Source organism: Gracilimonas sp., assembly GCF_035704785.1.
GTDB lineage: Bacteria > Bacteroidota > Rhodothermia > Balneolales > Balneolaceae > Gracilimonas.
This window is the reverse complement of sequence record NZ_DASSWP010000008.1, coordinates 1-3,259: the sequence shown is the minus strand read 5'-3', so window position 1 is coordinate 3,259 and position 3,259 is coordinate 1. Positions and strand designations below refer to the sequence as shown.

The window sequence follows — 3,259 nt, the reverse complement described above, 5'->3', positions numbered from 1 at the left end:
CCCCTTCGCATTCCTTTTTCCATAATCCCAAAATACCACCTTTTAGATTTTTTCGGAATACTAAAGTGCTGCACTGAAAGTGCAGGGTTTTAAACCCTGGGCTGGGACCAATAAAAACTTTGTTTAATTGGCTGCCACATTCTGGTTTTTCCGACCTCCTCTGTCTCCTCCTTCAACAAGGAGGAGGACGCTTTGTTGAACAGCGATGCTTTACTTTAATATTCAATATTCCTTGTTCAATATTCGATATTCACATCCTGTATTCTGACCACTTACTTCCCTATCTTCTTTAAAAATTTAGCAAAAAATTATCGTTATGGAGTTTCTGAAAACATTAGGTATTGAAGGTATTAATCCGGGAACAAGCACCGGTCGCAAGCATATGGAAAGCAAGGAGACCATCAGCAGTTACACGCCCACTGATGGTGAACGCATTGCTACCGTTGGGGTGACCACCCGCGAACAGTACGATCATGTGGTTGAAGAAGCTCAGAAAGCTTTTGAGATCTGGAAAAACATGCCGGCTCCTCAACGAGGTGAGATCGTCAGGCAGATCGGACAGAAACTCCGGGAATACAAAGAGCCACTTGGAAAGTTGGTGACCTATGAAATGGGTAAGATCTATCAGGAAGGCCTTGGTGAGGTTCAGGAAATGATCGACATTTGTGATTTTGCAGTTGGGCAATCCCGCATGATGTATGGAAAAACGATGCATAGTGAACGGCCTCAGCACCGCATGTATGAGCAGTGGCATCCGTTGGGAATTGTAGGCATTATTTCCGCCTTCAACTTTCCGGTAGCCGTATGGAGCTGGAACGCCATGATCGCTGCTGTTTGTGGAAACGTGATGATCTGGAAAGGTTCTGAAAAAACGCCTTTGTGTGCAGTTGCCATTCAAAAAATTGTAGCCAGGGTTTTAAAAGAAAATGATCTTCCTGAAGGAATTTTCAATCTCGTTACAGGCGACCGGCAGGTTGGTGAATGGATGACCGAAGACGAACGCATTCCACTGATCTCCGCAACCGGTTCTATTCGCATGGGCAAAGAAGTTGGAAAAACCGTGGCTTCCCGTTTAGGGAAAACCATTCTGGAATTAGGCGGAAACAACGCCATCATCATCTCAGAAAATGCAGATCTCGAAATGGCGATTCGGGCTACTGTTTTCGGAGCTGTTGGAACCTGTGGTCAGCGCTGCACAAGTACTCGCCGTCTTATTATTCACGAATCAGTTTATGATCAGGTGAAAGAAAGATTGATGAGCATTTATGATAATATCACCATCGGTGATCCGCTTGAAGAAAGCACTTTAGTTGGGCCAATGATCGATCAGGATGCCATCGATATAATGCAAAATGCGCTCAAAGAAATTGAAAAAGAAGGCGGCAAAGTGATCTACGGTGGTGAGCCTCTGGATGAAGACGGGTTTTACGTACGTCCTGCTTTAGCTGAAGTGGAAAATCATTATAACATTGTACAGGAGGAGACTTTTGCACCTATCCTCTATCTCATGAAATACAAGACCACCGAAGAAGCTATTGAAATGCATAACGGGGTAAGACAGGGACTCAGCTCTGCTATGTTCACCCTGAATATGCGTGAAGCCGAACGCTTCTTAAGTGTTGGTGGATCTGATTGTGGTATTGCCAACATCAACATTGGAACCAGTGGTGCTGAAATTGGCGGTGCATTCGGTGGCGAAAAAGAAACCGGAGGCGGACGTGAATCCGGCTCTGACTCCTGGAAAGCCTACATGCGTCGACAGACCAATACTATAAACTGGGGTGATTCGCTGCCGCTGGCTCAAGGCATAGATTTTGACGTTTAGTTAGGTAATTTTAAATTGGCAGAAATAGAAATTACCTAACTCGCTCCTGCGCTCTGCGTTGGAGCGAACTATGATCTAGTTGTGTGTGATCTCAGTTCCTAATACCTTCAGAAATTCGGCCAGCCATTTTTGATGTCCGGGCCATGCAGGGGAGGTAACCAGGTTTCCATCAACAACGGCTTCAGTTGGTTGAACCTCTTTATAATTGGCACCACATGCTTCCATCTCAGGTCCGCATGCAGGATACGCGGTCAATGTTCTTCCTTCTATACCACCTGTTCTGGCAAAGATCTGAAGTCCGTGACAAATAGCAGCAATGGGTTTATCCTCATCAAGGAAATGCTTCACTTTTGAGATCACTTCATCATTGAGCCGTAAATACTCGGGAGCTCTTCCGCCGGGCAGAACCAAAGCATCATAATCTTCCGGATCTGCTTTATCAAAATCATAGTTCAGCGTGAAATTGTGTCCCCGAAGTTCTTTATAGGTCTGATCTCCAACAAAATCATGAACGGCAGTTGGGCACATATCTCCTTCCTTTTTATCCGGACAAACCGCATGCACTTCATGCCCAACCATTTGTAATGCCTGAAATGGTACCATGATCTCAAGGTCTTCTCCGTAATCTCCAACGATCATTAATATTTTCTTACCGGCCATAATTGTACTCCTGTTTTATTGCGATTATATATGTACAATGACTTTCAGCTTTAAAAGGTTCTTTTGTAGCTGTTCAGATCCAGAGTTTTATTAAATTTAAATCTACGTCCTTTCCGTAGCACCACGATGCATCGTGGTGCTACGGAAAGGTTGTGTGATAAATATGTACGCTATGAAAATAAATATACCCACAGAAGAGGAACACAAAAGGAATCAGAAACGAAAACGATTCCACGGCATATTCGGGCTTCTTTTTGGCTTGATCTTCTTTGGTTTAGCCGGAATCCGAATTTTCAGATATGGCTTTGATGAAGTTGGTATCTCTACCTGGGTCGCTATTGGTATTGGTATCGTCTCTTTTGGTTGGTTGGCTTATAATTTTGGAGAGACTTTTTGGAATACGTTCATCAGAAATTAGAGCCATAAAAAAAGCCCCGCACATAAATTATGCAAGGGGCTTTCAATTTTTTGCTTAGCTAAGCTTTAGATCATAGTAGCAATTACAAGAGCTACCACTGACATCAGCTTAAGCAAGATGTTCAGAGACGGGCCTGAAGTATCCTTGAAAGGATCACCTACCGTATCTCCAACAACACCTGCTTTGTGTGGTTCAGAACCTTTTCCATACTTAACACCGTCGATGGTCACACCTTCTTCGATCATCTTCTTGGCGTTATCCCATGCACCACCGGCGTTAGACTGGAAGAGTGCCATAAGAACACCTGCAGAAGTGACACCCGCAAGAAGTCCACCAAGCATTTCAGCTCCAAGAGT

At 44.1% G+C, this 3,259-nt stretch carries 4 protein-coding genes; 2 read left to right on the top strand and 2 right to left on the bottom strand.

Annotated features, from left to right (window positions below):
• Positions 1-316 precede the first annotated feature (316 nt).
• Positions 317-1,825, top strand: a complete 1,509-nt coding sequence (locus tag VFM80_RS00345) for an aldehyde dehydrogenase family protein (RefSeq protein WP_395068410.1) — start codon at positions 317-319, stop codon at positions 1,823-1,825.
• A 75-nt stretch (positions 1,826-1,900) separates the two neighbouring features.
• On the opposite strand, the gene VFM80_RS00340 is transcribed toward VFM80_RS00345, so the two are convergent.
• Positions 1,901-2,485, bottom strand: coding sequence for a DJ-1/PfpI family protein (locus VFM80_RS00340; protein ID WP_395068408.1), 585 nt, complete (start codon positions 2,483-2,485; stop codon positions 1,901-1,903).
• Between the two features lie 172 nt (positions 2,486-2,657).
• On the opposite strand from VFM80_RS00340, the gene VFM80_RS00335 reads away from it, so the two are divergent.
• Entirely contained in the window at positions 2,658-2,903 is a 246-nt protein-coding gene (locus tag VFM80_RS00335; RefSeq protein ID WP_395068407.1) for a hypothetical protein, read from the top strand.
• 65 nt (positions 2,904-2,968) lie between these two features.
• Here VFM80_RS00335 and VFM80_RS00330 read toward each other — a convergent pair.
• Positions 2,969-3,259 (bottom strand): sodium/proton-translocating pyrophosphatase (locus tag VFM80_RS00330; protein ID WP_395068406.1); only part of this gene is annotated, 291 nt, incomplete at its 5' end.